The 13,491-nt window shown below is 66.8% G+C and carries 12 protein-coding genes; 9 read left to right on the top strand and 3 right to left on the bottom strand.

The features are described 5' to 3' along the window. Window positions 1-10: 10 nt before the first annotated feature. Entirely contained in the window at window positions 11-901 is an 891-nt protein-coding gene (locus MFF24_RS23855) for a LysR family transcriptional regulator (protein WP_108943026.1), read from the bottom strand. A gap of 176 nt (window positions 902-1,077) precedes the next feature. On the opposite strand from MFF24_RS23855, the gene MFF24_RS23860 reads away from it, so the two are divergent. The 7 genes from MFF24_RS23860 to MFF24_RS23890 all read left to right on the top strand — a co-directional run bounded on the left by MFF24_RS23860 (window position 1,078) and on the right by MFF24_RS23890 (window position 7,505). Continuing rightward, complete coding sequence (locus MFF24_RS23860; RefSeq protein WP_238228522.1) at window positions 1,078-2,403, top strand: SLC13 family permease; 1,326 nt, start codon at window positions 1,078-1,080, stop codon at window positions 2,401-2,403. 127 nt (window positions 2,404-2,530) lie between these two features. Further along, window positions 2,531-2,932: a succinate dehydrogenase, cytochrome b556 subunit gene (gene sdhC, locus MFF24_RS23865; RefSeq protein WP_238228524.1), complete on the top strand. Its 402-nt coding sequence runs from the start codon at window positions 2,531-2,533 to the stop codon at window positions 2,930-2,932. An 8-nt stretch (window positions 2,933-2,940) separates the two neighbouring features. Beyond that, on the top strand, window positions 2,941-3,360 hold the full coding sequence (gene sdhD, locus MFF24_RS23870; RefSeq protein WP_017484506.1) for a succinate dehydrogenase, hydrophobic membrane anchor protein: 420 nt from the start codon (window positions 2,941-2,943) through the stop codon (window positions 3,358-3,360). A 47-nt stretch (window positions 3,361-3,407) separates the two neighbouring features. Continuing rightward, entirely contained in the window at window positions 3,408-5,225 is a 1,818-nt protein-coding gene (sdhA, locus tag MFF24_RS23875; RefSeq protein ID WP_108943027.1) for a succinate dehydrogenase flavoprotein subunit, read from the top strand. Window positions 5,226-5,271: 46 nt separating this feature from the next. After that, window positions 5,272-5,832: a hypothetical protein gene (locus MFF24_RS23880; protein ID WP_238228526.1), complete on the top strand. Its 561-nt coding sequence runs from the start codon at window positions 5,272-5,274 to the stop codon at window positions 5,830-5,832. Between the two features lie 57 nt (window positions 5,833-5,889). Continuing rightward, the gene (locus tag MFF24_RS23885; protein ID WP_133091643.1) at window positions 5,890-6,714 is read left to right on the top strand and encodes a succinate dehydrogenase iron-sulfur subunit; all 825 of its coding nucleotides are present in this window, start codon (window positions 5,890-5,892) and stop codon (window positions 6,712-6,714) included. A gap of 233 nt (window positions 6,715-6,947) precedes the next feature. After that, entirely contained in the window at window positions 6,948-7,505 is a 558-nt protein-coding gene (locus tag MFF24_RS23890) for an AprI/Inh family metalloprotease inhibitor (RefSeq protein ID WP_166060316.1), read from the top strand. Between the two features lie 6 nt (window positions 7,506-7,511). On the opposite strand, the gene MFF24_RS23895 is transcribed toward MFF24_RS23890, so the two are convergent. Then, a complete protein-coding gene (locus MFF24_RS23895) occupies window positions 7,512-9,281 on the bottom strand; it encodes an outer membrane beta-barrel protein (RefSeq protein ID WP_238228528.1) in 1,770 nt (589 codons plus the stop codon). A gap of 258 nt (window positions 9,282-9,539) precedes the next feature. On the opposite strand from MFF24_RS23895, the gene MFF24_RS23900 reads away from it, so the two are divergent. Then, window positions 9,540-10,559 (top strand): KpsF/GutQ family sugar-phosphate isomerase, encoded by a 1,020-nt coding sequence (locus MFF24_RS23900; protein WP_166060318.1) that lies wholly within the window; start codon window positions 9,540-9,542, stop codon window positions 10,557-10,559. Between the two features lie 954 nt (window positions 10,560-11,513). Beyond that, complete coding sequence (locus MFF24_RS23905) at window positions 11,514-12,905, top strand: hypothetical protein (RefSeq protein WP_238228530.1); 1,392 nt, start codon at window positions 11,514-11,516, stop codon at window positions 12,903-12,905. 43 nt (window positions 12,906-12,948) lie between these two features. Here MFF24_RS23905 and MFF24_RS23910 read toward each other — a convergent pair whose 3' ends face one another. Beyond that, a complete protein-coding gene (locus MFF24_RS23910) occupies window positions 12,949-13,392 on the bottom strand; it encodes a DMT family transporter (RefSeq protein ID WP_238228532.1) in 444 nt (147 codons plus the stop codon). Window positions 13,393-13,491: the final 99 nt, after the last annotated feature.

A 13,491-nucleotide genomic window follows, 5' to 3' on the forward strand; every position in this document is an offset into this window, starting at 1 on the left:
CCACTCGGCCTCACGCCTCGGCGGCGCGCAGATGCGTCACGAAATCCTGCGCGAAGGGCGGCAGGGCCGCGAGGTCGCGCAGGCAGAGCTTGAGGTCGCGCGCCGCCCAGGAATCTTCAAGCGGGACGGGGGCGATCCCCATCGTGCGCCACGCGCGCCGCGCCGTGGTCTCCGGCACGATGCCGAGGCCGACGCCGCATTCGACGAGGCGGCAGACCGCGTCGAAGCTGCGCAACTGCACCCGCAGCCGCATCGGCCGGCCGATCCGGGAGGCCTTGCCGGCGAGGAAGCGCGTCAGGGCGCTCGGCCGGTCGAGGCCGACGAGGTCGTGTTCCAGCACCTCCGCGAACCCGAGGCTGGTGCGGCGGGCGAGCGCGTGGCCGGCCGCGACCACCACGACGAAGCGGTCGTGGCGGAAGGGGAAGGTCTGGAGCGTGCCGGTATCGACGGTGCCGGCGACGATACCGAGATCGGCCGCCCCGTCGGCCACCATCCCGACGATCTCGTCGGAGGTGCGCTCCTCGATATCGACGCTGACCCCCGTATGGAGGGCGAGATAGGCGGAGAGCGCCTCGGGCAGGAATTCGGTCAGCGCGTTGGTGTTCGACAGGACCCGGATCTGGCCGACGGCGCCGCCGGCGAAAACCGAGAGGTCGCCCTGAAGCCGCTCGATCTGGCCCAAAATCTCGCGGGCATGGGCCAACAGGGCGCGGCCGGCGGGCGTCGGCGTCACGCCCTGTCGCCCGCGCAGGAGCAGCGCGGCGCCGAGCGAGTCCTCCATCGCTCGAACCCGCGCCGAGGCGGCGGCAAGCGCGAGATTGGCCCGCTCCGCGCCGTGAGTGATCGAGCCCGCCTCCACCACGTGCCGGAACAGGTTCAGATCGACGAGATCGAAGCGCATCATAGATTGATTTTCGGCCGCATCACCGATCCCGGCTTTCGCGTCGGTTGGAGGCAATGATCGCCGGACCTCCTATCACAACAGCGTGAGATCGGCAGCAGCCTTCGCGGATGACGAAGGCACCCACCACGAAAGCCGAATTGCGAACGGTTCCAATTCGCAGTTGAACCGCGCCCATGAGCGCCGCAGCGGCCAGCATTTTCGGAGCACAGGGCACGGTCGTCGCGGCCGGCGCCTTGCTCGTGCTGTGCATGGGGCTGTGGGCGACCGGCCTGGTGGCGGAGATCGTCACGGCGCTGATGTTCTTCGCGCTGGCGATGCTGCTCAAGCTCGCCCCGGCACAGACGGTGTTTTCGGGCTTTGCCTCCTCCGCCTTCTGGCTGGTGACGGGCGGCATGGTGGTTGGGCTCGCCATGAACCGCACGGGGCTAGGCAACCGGCTCGCGCGGGGGCTGGCGGCGCGGCTGCCCGCCTCCTATCCCGGCTTCGTCACCGGGATCGTCGCCTTCTCCTTCGCGCTCGCCTTCGTGATGCCGTCCAATCTCGGGCGCATAGCGGTGATGGTGCCGGTGGTGATCGCGCTGTGCGATGCCTTCGGGCTGGAGGCCGGGCGTCCGGGCCGGACGGGGGCGCTGCTCGCCTTCGGCGTGGCGACGCCGATGCTCTCGGCAGCGATCCTGCCCGCCAACGTGCCGAACCTCGTCATGGCGGGCACCGCCGAGACGCTGTTCAACATCCATCTCAACTATCTGCCTTATCTCTTTCTGCACGCTCCGGTTCTCGGCTTCGTGAAGGGCGTGCTGCTGGTCGCCTGCACGATCCTGATCTTTCCCGATCGCCTCGACGGCAAGCGGCCCGAACTGCCGCCGCTGCCCCCGTTGTCAGGTGCGGAGCGGCGCCTCTCGGTGATCCTGGCGGTCATGCTGGCGCTCTGGCTCAGCGACGGCTGGCACGGCATCCCGCCCGCCTGGATCGGGCTCGCCGCGGCGGTGATCTGCCTGCTGCCGGGCATCGGCGTCCTGCCGTCGGCGAGCTTCGGTGAGATCCCGCTTCGGACCTGCTTCTACGTCGCCGCCCTGTTCGGGCTGACGGCGGTGGTCAACGAGAGCGGGCTCGGCGCCCGTCTGGGCCACGCGCTCCTCTCGGTCGCCCCGCTGGAACCAGGGGCGCCGGCCAAGAACTTCGCGACACTCACGGTACTGTCGATCGGCTTCCTGTTCACCGCCACCGCCAACGGCGCTCCGGCCCTCTACACGGCGCTGGCGGAGGAGTTTTCGCGCGCCAGCGGCTTCGACCTGATGAGCGTGCTGATGGTGCAGGTGGTCGGCTACTCGACCCTGTTCCTGCCCTATCAGGCGCCGCCCATCATCATGACCATGGATCTCGGCCGCCTGTCTCTGGCCGACGCGACCAAACTCACCCTCGCCACGGGCATCGCCTCGCTGCTGATCGCGACCCCACTCGCCTATTTCTGGTTCAGGCTGACGGGGAGACTGGCGTGAGACAGATCCGCGCGATCGTCAGCTTGACGAATGCTGCACCGCAGCAGCGGCATTGCCGGCCGGAGCCGGTCGCCCTAACCCTTCCCTGGAATTTATCCAGTCTTCGACGCGAGGATCGTGAGCCGCGATGAACCCTACCGTCAGACCTACGGTCGCCCAGCCGCTCTCGCCCCATCTCCAGATCTACCGCTGGACCTGGACCATGGCGATGTCGGTGTTCCACCGCGTCACCGGCACAGCGCTCTACGGCGGCACCTTCCTCGTCGCGGTGTGGCTGGTGGCGCTCGCCTCCGGTCCGCGCGCCTACGACACGGTGGCGTGGTTCTTCGGCTCGTGGGTCGGGCGGGCCATCCTGTTCGCCTACACCTGGGTGCTGCTGCACCACATGCTCGGCGGCATCCGCCACTTCATCTGGGATGCCGGCTACGGCTTCGATCGTGACCGCCGCCTGGGGCTCGCTCGCACCACGCTGATCGGCTCCGTCATCCTGACCGTCGTGATCTGGGCGATCGCCCTGCTCGTTCGCTGAGGCTTTCCATGTCCCAGGTCGACAACCGCCAGAACACCGCGCTCTCGATGCGCACACCCCGCGCCCGGGTGAAGGGGCTGGGCGCCTCGGGCCACGGCGCCGGCCATTTCTGGCTGCAGCGCCTGACCGGCGCCTCGAACGCGCTCCTGATGCTCGCCTTCGTCGTCATCATCGCGCTGATGGCCGGGCGGACCTACCCGCAGGCGGTCGCGCTGGTGTCGCACCCGCTCGTTTCGATCATCCTGATCCTCGCCGTGGTGTCGGTGACGATCCACATGCGTCTCGGCATGCAGACGGTGATCGAGGACTACGTGCACAGCCACGGCCTCAAGTTCGCGGCGCTCATCGCCAACACCTTCTACGCGGTCGCGGTGGCCGCTGCCTGCCTCTACGCGATCATCCGCGTGAGCCTGGGCGGCCTCGCCTGATCGCCGGCACGGAAACCGAGGATTCATCGCTCATGGCTTCCAACGGCATGGCTTCTAACGGAACGAATGGCGGCGCCCCCGCCTACGCCATCATCGATCACACCTTCGACGTGGTGATCGTCGGCGCCGGCGGCGCCGGTCTGCGCGCCACGGTCGGCTGCTCGCAAGCCGGCCTGCGCACCGCCTGCATCACCAAGGTGTTCCCGACCCGCTCGCACACCGTGGCGGCGCAGGGCGGCATCTCGGCCTCGCTCGGCAATATGGGCCCGGACGATTGGCGCTGGCACATGTACGACACCGTGAAGGGGTCGGACTGGCTCGGTGACCAGGACGCGATCGAGTACCTCGTGCGCAACGCGCCGGCCGCGGTCTACGAGTTGGAGCACTGGGGCGTGCCCTTCTCTCGCACGGACGAGGGCAAGATCTACCAGCGGCCCTTCGGCGGCATGACCACCGACTACGGCAAGGGCACCGCCCAGCGCACGTGCGCCGCGGCCGACCGCACCGGCCACGCCATGCTCCATACGCTCTACGGGCAGGCGGTGAAGAACAAGACCCAGTTCTTCATCGAGTACTTCGCCCTCGACCTGATCATGGACGAGGACGGCCGCTGCCGCGGCGTGATGGCGATCGATCAGGCAACCGGCGAGATCCACCGCTTCCGCGCCCAGCAGACGATCCTGGCCACCGGCGGCTACGGCCGCGCCTACTTCTCGGCGACCTCGGCCCATACCTGCACGGGTGACGGCAACGCCATGGTGCTGCGCGCCGGCCTGCCGCTGCAGGACATGGAGTTCGTGCAGTTCCATCCCACCGGCATCTACGGCGCCGGCTGCCTCATCACCGAAGGCGCGCGCGGCGAGGGCGGCTACCTGACGAACTCCGAGGGCGAGCGCTTCATGGAGCGCTACGCACCGTCGGCCAAGGATCTCGCCTCGCGCGACGTGGTCTCGCGCTCGATGACCATGGAGATCCGCGACGGCCGCGGCGTCGGCAAGGACAAGGACCACATCTTCCTGCACCTCGACCACCTCGACCCGAAGATCCTGCACGAGCGCCTGCCGGGCATCTCGGAGAGCGCGAAGATCTTCGCGGGCGTGGACGTGACCAAGGAGCCGATTCCGGTCCTGCCGACCGTCCACTACAACATGGGCGGCATCCCGACGAACTTCCACGGCGAGGTGCTGACGCTGAAGAACGGCGATCCCGACACCGTGGTGCCGGGCCTGATGGCGCTGGGCGAGGCAGCCTGCGTTTCGGTGCACGGCGCCAACCGTCTCGGCTCGAACTCGCTGATCGACCTCGTGGTGTTCGGCCGGGCCGCGGGCCTGCGCTGCGCTGACATCGTCGAGCCGAACGCCCGCCAGCCGGAACTGCCGAAGGACTCGGCCGACAAGGCGCTCTCGCGCCTCGACCGCTTCCGCTACGCCGACGGCGGCACCCCGACCGCGCAACTGCGCGACCGGATGCAGCGGACGATGCAGAACAACTGCGCCGTCTTCCGCACCGGCGAGGTGTTGGAGGAGGGCAAGGGCCTGATCCACGAGGTCTGGCGCGGCGTCTCCGACATCGGGGTCACCGACCGCTCGCTGGTGTGGAACACAGACCTGCTCGAAACCCTGGAATTCGACAATCTGATCGGTCAGGCGGTCGTCACCATGGAATCGGCGGTCAACCGCAAGGAAAGCCGCGGCGCGCATGCCCGCGAGGACTTCCCCGACCGCGACGACAAGGAGTGGATGAAGCACACGCTCGCGTGGCTCGACCAGTCCAAGCACGGCGTCGAGATCGATTACCGCCCGGTCCACACCTACACGATGTCGAACGACATCCAGTACATCGAGCCGAAGGCGCGAGTGTACTGATGCGGCGTCCGGTGGCCACACAGTGGAACGGAGGGCTCGGCGGGCGATGATCCCGGATCTTCGCCCGATCGCCCACGCCGCTCTGTGCGCCACGGCAGCGCTCCTGGCGGTCCTGCCGGCGGCGGCGCGGGGTCCGGGCTTCGACTTCCCCGCGGAGGTCGCTGGCTTTGCCCGCGGGCCACGCACGGATTACGAGGCCCGCGCGCCGGGGCTCGGCTATTCCGTCGTCTACACCAACGGCCGCTGGAAGGCGGACATCTACGTCTACGACGCCGGTGTGGCGAACATTCCCGACGGAGCATCCTCGCCCGCGGTCGCCGGGCAGCTCGCGCAGGCGGCCGGCGACGTCAGCACGGCGGTGGCACAGGGCATCTACCGCGGCAGCGAGGATCGCGGCCCGGTGCGCGTGCCGGGGGAGGCGGGCGCCCGGCTCACCTGCCGCGCCTTCTCCATCGATCACCCGGCCCTCGGCCCCACCGAGAGCCTGCTCTGCCTCACCGGCCTGCGCGGCCAATTCGTCAAGTTCCGCCTGTCCGGCCCAGCCGCGAAGCAGCCGCCGAAGGCGGAAGCCGAACGGTTCATCACCGGCTGGCTCGACCGGCAATAGGATTTCTCTCAAGCTCGGAGCGCGCCTCGCGGCCGCCGCACCTCGAAGGCACAGGACATGGCTCAGTTCAATCTGCCCAAGAATTCCCAGGTTACCGAAGGTAAGTCCTGGCCGGCGCCGAGCGGCGCCAAGAACGTCCAGGTGTTCCGGATCTATCGCTGGAACCCCGACGACGGGAAGAACCCGCGCATCGATACCTACCGGGTCGATCGTGACGATTGCGGACCGATGGTCCTCGACGCGCTGCTCTGGATCAAGAACAAGGTCGATCCGACGCTGGTCTTCCGCCGCTCCTGCCGCGAGGGCATCTGCGGCTCCTGTGCCATGAACATCGAGGGCCAGAACGCGCTCGCCTGCACCATGGGCATCGACGAGTGCAAGACCCCCGACAACGCGCTGCCGTTCCTCACCCGCAAGGACAAGGACGGCGCGGTGCGGATCTACCCGCTGCCGCACATGCCGGTGCTCAAGGACCTCGTGCCGGATCTGACCAACTTCTACGCACAGCATGCGGCGATCGAGCCCTGGCTCCAGACCGAGACGCCCGCGCCCGAGAAGGAGTGGAAGCAGACCCCGGAGGACCGCGCCCGGCTCGACGGCCTCTACGAGTGCATTCTCTGCGCCTGCTGCACCACGAGCTGCCCGAGCTACTGGTGGAACGGCGACAAGTTCCTCGGCCCGGCGGCCCTGCTCCAGGCCTATCGCTGGCTGATCGACTCGCGCGACGAGAACACCGGCGAGCGCCTCGACGGACTGCACGACCCGTTCCGGCTCTACCGCTGCCATACGATCATGAACTGTGCCAACACCTGCCCGAAGAACCTCAACCCGGCTAAGGCCATCGCCGAGATCAAGAAGATGATGGTCGAGCGCGAGGTCTGAGTCCCTTCGCACGCACGTTCCGCGAGAGCCGCGTCCCGATCCGGGCGCGGCTCTTCTCGTTTCAGCCCCGTCGAAGTGCCCGGCCCTGCGGGTGAGGCCGAGCCGCCACACCACCGCGAAAACCGGCCCGAGCGTGGCTTTTCCCAGACCCACGATGCAGCTTGCCTTGCCGCAAGCGCATTTGCCCGCGAGGCCAAGCGCGACCGTAGCGTGTTTGGGTTGAGGGGTCTTTGATGACGCGTGGGTTCCTGTCGAAAGCCGCCTGTCTCGTGCTGGCCGCGAGCGTCGGCGCCTGCGCCTCGAACCGCTTCGAGGGGCCCCGCGAGCGGCCGCGGCCGCAGGCGGCGCTGGAGCCCGCCACGCCCGCTCTGCCCGCCGGCACGGTGACGAGCGAGCCGCTGGCGCCCCCGCCGGGCGCCTCCGCCGCGCCGGGCGAGCCGCCCCCGCCGAGCGTCGCCGCCGCCCCGTCCCCGGCGATCGAGCCGCCGCCCGCCCCGCGGCCGGTGGTGGCGACCGGCCGTTCCTCGGTGGTGGGCTCGTGGAACGCCACCGACGCGGCGGGAAGCTGCAAGGTCTCGCTGTCGAGCACGCCCTCGCTCGACCTCTACAAGGCCACCACCGCGGGCTGCGGCAACAAGGATCTCGCCAAGGTCTCGGCCTGGGATTTCCGCGACGGCGAGGTCTATCTCTACCAGCCGGGCGGCACCGTCGCCGCGCGGCTGCGGCAGGCCGGCGGCAGCCTCGACGGCGCCCTCTCGAAATCCGGCGCGCCGCTCTCGCTGGCCCGCTGAGGCGGCCTAGGGGTTCACCCGCACCCCAAGCAGCACCGTATGCGCATCGTAGGTCGAGAGCGGGATGGTGCTGTTCAGCGTCGAGTAGATGTAGCTGCCGCGTAACGCGAGCCGGCGGTTGAAGCGGTAATCGAACCGGGCGGTGGCGGAATAGCCCCGCTCGCGGATGCGCACGCCGTCGTAATTGGTGGACAGGTAGGCCCCGCCCAGCGTGATCGAGAGGTTGCGCAGGAGGTCGTGCTGCACTTCGAGGATGGCGGCGTCGGTGAAGGCGCCGCTGGAGCCCGGCACCGCGGTCTCGATCACCCCGGTCTGCTGGTTGAACCGCACCGTGGTGAGCGGCGAGATCGACCAGACCAGCGCCGCGTTGATGACCGGCGCGTTGATGTCCTGCAGCGTGCGGTCGATGTAGGAGCGGTGCTGCAGGCCGCCCGAGATCTCCGCCGTCAGCGTGCTGTTGAGCGCCACCGCTGCGCCCGCGGTGAAGGCGATGCCGTCGGAATCTCGGCGCAGGCCGAACTGGTCCACCGGCGTGTCGTAGACCCGGGTGTCGAGGAAGGTCTCGACGAAGGGCGTGATCGCGGGCGAGATCTCGTATCCGGCGCGCAGGCGCAGGCCGTACTGGTTGGCGTCGCGGTCGCTCTGGATGATCGTGGTGCCGTTGCCGAGCTGCGCATCCTCGAAGACCGAGCGGTCGACCGAGCCGCGCAGCGAGAGCTGCAGCCGGTTGAAGCTCTCCTGCACGCCCGCGGTCGCGCCGTAGGTGGCAAACAGCGGACGGGTCGTCGCCCCGCCAGCGCCGAGATCGGGGCTGCCGAGGCGCTGGCTGTCGAGCAGGAAACGGGTCTCGAGGTCGATGCGGGTGTCGCGGTCGACGTCGATGCGCATCCGCGCAACGCCGACGGCGTTGGGGCGGCTCGCCTCGGGGTTCTGCGGATATTCGAGGTAGCTGCCGCGCATCTCGGCGGTGAGCTCGGAGGCCGACCACTCGCTGCGGAGCGCCAGTTCCGCCTCGCTGCGCAGCGCCAGCGACGAGCGCGGGCGGGTCGAGCCGATCTGGTCCGGGTTCGAATCGTAGCCGATGCTCTGGGTGAAGGCCGGCAGCAGCGTGAAGGTGCCGAAGCGGATGCCCAGCGGCGCGTAGGCGGTGTCGGGCGGGATGGGACGGCGGAGCGCCGTGCCGAGCAGCAGCCCGGCGGCGTTGGGCAGGCCGAGCCCGAGGATCGGCGTCGGCAGCGGCACGCCGGAGACGGGCGACTGGATGACGGGCGTGAGGCGCAGGTCGGTGATCGTCTGCTGCGTGCGGACCTGCGTGATCCGGCGGGTCGCCGAGCCGATCCGGCGCGGGGGCGCCGCGCGCAGGCGCAGCAGCGAGGGCCGGGCCGGCGTGCCCTGCGCCGTGGCGGAGCCGGGCAGGCTCGTTGCAGCGCGGAAGCGCGGCAGGCGTGCCACCGACGGCTCCTCCTCGCTGGCGGCGGCGGGGGCGGGGCTCGTCGCCAGGCTGCTGCCGAGAGGGGCAGGGGCGGAGAAGGCGTTGGCGCCGCGCAGCGCCGTCGGCGCGTCGAAGACGGAGCGGCGCGGCCGGCCGGCGGTGGGTGGCTCGGAGGCGATGCGGGTTCCCGGAGCGGCGCTCGGCGCCGAATCGGACGGCGAGGGGTCGGGCGTCTCCTGCGCCAGGGCGGGGGCGGAAAGCAGGGCCGGGAGCAGCGCGAGGGCGAGCCGGCCCGCGCGGCGGCGGCGCTGTCGCTTCTCCTCGATCGGCCGCTCGCGTGACACCGGCGCTGTCTTCCCCTCGAGGCGGCCGGCGGCCGGTGGAACGGCGCCGCGGGCACGGATCCGGCAGCGGCGGAAGCGCGGCGAGCGCCCTTTCGGCTTGCTAAAGGAACATGGTTAGCGCCGCCTTAATGCCGCCCCGGCCGGCGACGGGCGGGCGCAGCCGCCTTGCGGCCACAGTCGCGGGCGAAGAGGGCGCGGCACACGATCGAGACCGAGGGCGCCCGCGCGCGGCCCCGGACGGCACGGACACGCGAATTCATGGCCCTGGCACAGCGGATCGAGGATCAGGACGCGGCGCAGACGGCACGCCCGCCCGCCATCGCCTCGGCGCTGCGCACCATCGAGACCGAGCGCGAGGGCCTGGCCTGCCTGATGGCCGCGATCGACAACGGCCTCGGCCAGCCCTTCGCTGGGGCCGTCGAGCGGATCGGCGCGGCCCGCGGCCGGGTGATCTGCACCGGCATGGGCAAGTCCGGACACGTCGCCCGCAAGATCGCCGCGACCTTCGCCTCCACCGGCACGCCGGCCCTCTACGTCCACCCGGCCGAGGCGAGCCACGGCGATCTCGGCATGATCCAGCCCGACGACGTGGTGCTGGCGCTCTCGTGGTCGGGCGAGACCACGGAACTCGCCGACATCATCGGCTACACGCGGCGCTACCGCGTCGGCCTCGTGGCGATCACGGCGAACGCCGCCTCGACCCTGGGCCGCGAGGCCGACACCTGCCTCGCCCTACCGAAGGCGAAGGAGGCCTGCCCGAACGGGCTCGCGCCGACCACCTCGACGGCGATGCAGCTCGCGCTGGGCGACGCGCTCGCCGTGGCGCTGCTGGAGGCCCGCGGCTTCTCCGCCCGCGACTTCTCCGTGTTCCATCCCGGCGGCCGGCTCGGCGCCTCGCTGCGGCAGGTGCGCGAGGTCATGCATGGCGGCGCCGACCTGCCGATGGTGGCGCTCGGCACCGCGATGCGGGCGGCGGTGGCCGAGATCGACGCCAAGGGGTTCGGCTCGGTCCTCGTGGTCGATGCGCAGGGGGCGCTCGCCGGCATCCTCACCGACGGTGACGTGCGCCGCGCCATCTTCTCCCGCGAGGGGCTGGACCAGTTGCCGGTCGAGGCGGTGATGACCAAAAACCCCCGCACGATCACGCCCGAGACCCTGCTCGCCAAGGCGCTGCAGATCCAGGAGGCGATGAAGATCACCGCCCTGGTGGTGGTGGAGAACGGCCGCCCCGTCGGCCTCGTCCACTACCACGACCTGCTGCGCACCGGCGTGGCCTGAGCCGCGCCCCCTCCCTTCACCGCCTCACCCCGAGGGGCCGCGAAGCGGCGTTCGGCGGTCCTCCGGGGCCACGCGGGATCGGGAGCATCCGTCGAGGCCGGACGCCGTGCGCCGGCACCTCAGGATGCGGGCGGGGCCTGGACCCGCGCCTCTCTCCCCGACCGGTCAAAGAGCACTGCGCAAAACACGATTCCCCCCGCGGCGCTGAAGGCCCGGAGGACGGCTGGCCGATCGGCCGGCTGGGGACGCGAACCCGCACGCTGCACAAGAACCCCGAGGGGGACGCGGGACGCCGCGAGACCTCCGGATGCTGATTTCTGGACTTTGCCGGTCTCCCGGCGTCCCGCGGAGGGGCCGCTCCCCTCTCACGAGGAGCCGTCCCTCCGTTTTGGCGTCACGGTCTCTCCACCGGCATCGACCCCGGACCCGCGGGCCTGGTGCTCTCCGGCGCGCCGCCCCGTGAGGGGCGAGGACGCCTCGGCCAGGAACCGGCTTCGACGGTCTCGTCCGCACCGGACCTCGTAGTGGACCCGGCTCCGGTTGTTCCTGGGCGCCGACCCGAGACCGGCCTATGGCCCTATCCCGAGACAGCGTTGTGTCGCGCACAGCGCCCGAGGCGATGGCGACCGGGCCACCGACGCGGGAACCGCCCCACCTCCCAACGAGCCTCGCCGGCCGGTCACCGGAAAAGCTCCCCCGGTTGGTCCGGGAGGCGAGTGGCGCAGGTTGTAGGAATTTATGCACAAATTGTCAAGAAACTTTTCTGAGTGCATGTTGTGGCCCCAAATTTCTACTCAGTGCGCAGATTGATGGAAACCCATAATAATCTATAAGTATAAAATATGTTAGCATAAATACCAGCACCAATATATCAATTATAATCGACGCATATATACACTTATTCCAATGGTCCTAGAAAAGTAAAAATGAAACGTTACAAAATTGGATTACAAAATGGCTACAGATCGCACTGTTTTGATTGATAACGCAACACTGAGCGGCGTCGAACGCTTGATCGGCGAAAGTAAAATTATAAATCTGAGCAACATTGAGAATGACATATTATGCTTCGAAAAGCTTGTTACAGCCATTCTGTTTAGCGATAAAATAGTAGGCGTCAATGACTACAAAGAACAGTATAAGTCTGAAAGACTGAAAAAATTTCATTTCGTTGATTTCTTAAATCTGCCGGCAGAAACGTACTCAACCATTTCGAAGGACGCGGCAGACTTTGCCAAAAGCATGGTATTTTCATTCGACGGCTCGAAGCCAGCCGGAGATGTTCTAACATTTTTTGAGTCGCTACGCATAGATCCGCAATTGAGATGGGATGTGTTTGTCTCAAGCGAATATTTGACTATGTCACTTCTTGTCGATGACACACGAAACGCGAAATACGAAACAGCCATTGACAGTATTTTTAGAAATGAGAGCACTGATGCCAAATCAGTCGATCATAGCATGGACCTCAAGTCGATCGTCTCAGTAAAAGATCATCCTACAATTTCAGACATAAAAGATCTTGTTGACTCGCTGTCCTCCGGAAACCCTAATTATAAGGGATCATCCGGTAAAAGCATGTTACAGCGTTGCGTTTTCGGGTATGGTTGGGCGGCAGAGAGAGCACACTTTTATAACGCAGTTGCCGCCCTAAATGGCGCAGATGCTTTTTTAGCTCCTCTTAGAGATGCATTTTGTGAAAGCTGCTGTAGACTAGAAGCGCGATCGCAAGTAAATAGCCTACTTGATAAACTTGAATCAAAATCGCAAGATACCGTCGCAAAGATTGTTGATACGAGTGGAAAGGCAAGATTCGCTATAAAGCTTCCATTTTTTACGACCTACCTTATAGCTAATTCTGAAAATCCCAGGCAGTGTATTGACCGCGCCCTCAAACTAAGAGAGGAGCGGCAGTTTCGCGACTGCCGCGCCATTCTCGACAACTTATCGCATCTAAGCACACAGGAAAGATATGCCGAAGTAAATAGCATTCTTAAGCTACTGGAACAATCCTGCAGTTCCCTGATGAAGAGCTACGCAGTTTCAACCGACAATGGGCCGCAGGTATCTTTTTCGCTAGGGATTACAGGTCCAAGCATTAGCACGGGATTCAAGCTCGATAAATTGTTTTCTCCTTATAGAAATAAGCCTTTTTCAAGAATATTCAGGAATATCTCTCAGGACATGCTCAATATAGAGCGCATGGGGGGCCTTTACGATAAATTGTGCTCGTCAATACGAGAACATAAGGATGCGAAGCACGCACAAGTATCAGTAGTGCCTAAATTCATGGAAAACAGAGAAAGCGCGACAGGACGTCCAGCAGATTTATATGAAAAACAATAACAGTACCATTTCACAAACTCATTGAGCCAGTATAGGAAATTAATCAAAAAATAGCCACCAACCCCACCCCAATCACCATCAACACCGCCCCGGCGACGCGCCAAAGGCTCGCCGGGTGCACTTGAAACCCGATCCATCCAAAATGGTCGAGCACGAGCGAGGCGAGCACGCCCACCGTCACGATGATCCCCAAAAAGGTCGCCGCGCCGATGGCGGGGGAGGCGTAGAGCTGGGCCAGGATCAGCAGAACACTCAAAAAACCGCCGAGCCACGCCCACCAGGGCACCTGCCCGAGCTGCTGGCCGGTGGGCATTTCGAGTTTGCCGAGCGCGAGGCCGCCCGCGAGCAGGGCGGCGGTGCTGACGAGCAGCGTCAGGAGGGCCGCCGTCACCGGCAGGCCGAGCGACTTCGACAGCGTCGCGTTCTGTCCCGGCTGGATCGCGTTGGCGAGGCCGGCGAGGATCGTCAGAGCGTAGAGAGACCACATAGCCCGTCATCCGCGTGACGGTGCCGCCAAGTTTCGCCGGTGCGACATCGGGGCGCCCACGGCCGCGCGCGGCGGGGGAGGGGGCGAGGGCCGGGCCGC

It is taken from the genome of Methylorubrum aminovorans, assembly GCF_022179725.1.
Taxonomy (GTDB): Bacteria; Pseudomonadota; Alphaproteobacteria; order Rhizobiales; family Beijerinckiaceae; genus Methylobacterium; species Methylobacterium aminovorans.

Excerpts from the sequence above, each read along its gene's own strand:
- sdhC (WP_238228524.1), top strand. The coding sequence starts at position 2,531 with ATGAACCCTACCGTCAGACCTACGGTCGCCCAGCCGCTCTCGCCCCAT.
- MFF24_RS23860 (WP_238228522.1), top strand. The coding sequence starts at position 1,078 with ATGAGCGCCGCAGCGGCCAGCATTTTCGGAGCACAGGGCACGGTCGTC.
- MFF24_RS23890 (WP_166060316.1), top strand. The coding sequence starts at position 6,948 with ATGACGCGTGGGTTCCTGTCGAAAGCCGCCTGTCTCGTGCTGGCCGCG.
- MFF24_RS23910 (WP_238228532.1), bottom strand. The coding sequence starts at position 13,392 with ATGTGGTCTCTCTACGCTCTGACGATCCTCGCCGGCCTCGCCAACGCG.
- sdhA (WP_108943027.1), top strand. The coding sequence starts at position 3,408 with ATGGCTTCTAACGGAACGAATGGCGGCGCCCCCGCCTACGCCATCATC.
- MFF24_RS23885 (WP_133091643.1), top strand. The coding sequence starts at position 5,890 with ATGGCTCAGTTCAATCTGCCCAAGAATTCCCAGGTTACCGAAGGTAAG.
- MFF24_RS23880 (WP_238228526.1), top strand. The coding sequence starts at position 5,272 with ATGATCCCGGATCTTCGCCCGATCGCCCACGCCGCTCTGTGCGCCACG.
- sdhD (WP_017484506.1), top strand. The coding sequence starts at position 2,941 with ATGTCCCAGGTCGACAACCGCCAGAACACCGCGCTCTCGATGCGCACA.
- MFF24_RS23905 (WP_238228530.1), top strand. The coding sequence starts at position 11,514 with ATGGCTACAGATCGCACTGTTTTGATTGATAACGCAACACTGAGCGGC.
- MFF24_RS23855 (WP_108943026.1), bottom strand. The coding sequence starts at position 901 with ATGCGCTTCGATCTCGTCGATCTGAACCTGTTCCGGCACGTGGTGGAG.
- MFF24_RS23900 (WP_166060318.1), top strand. The coding sequence starts at position 9,540 with ATGGCCCTGGCACAGCGGATCGAGGATCAGGACGCGGCGCAGACGGCA.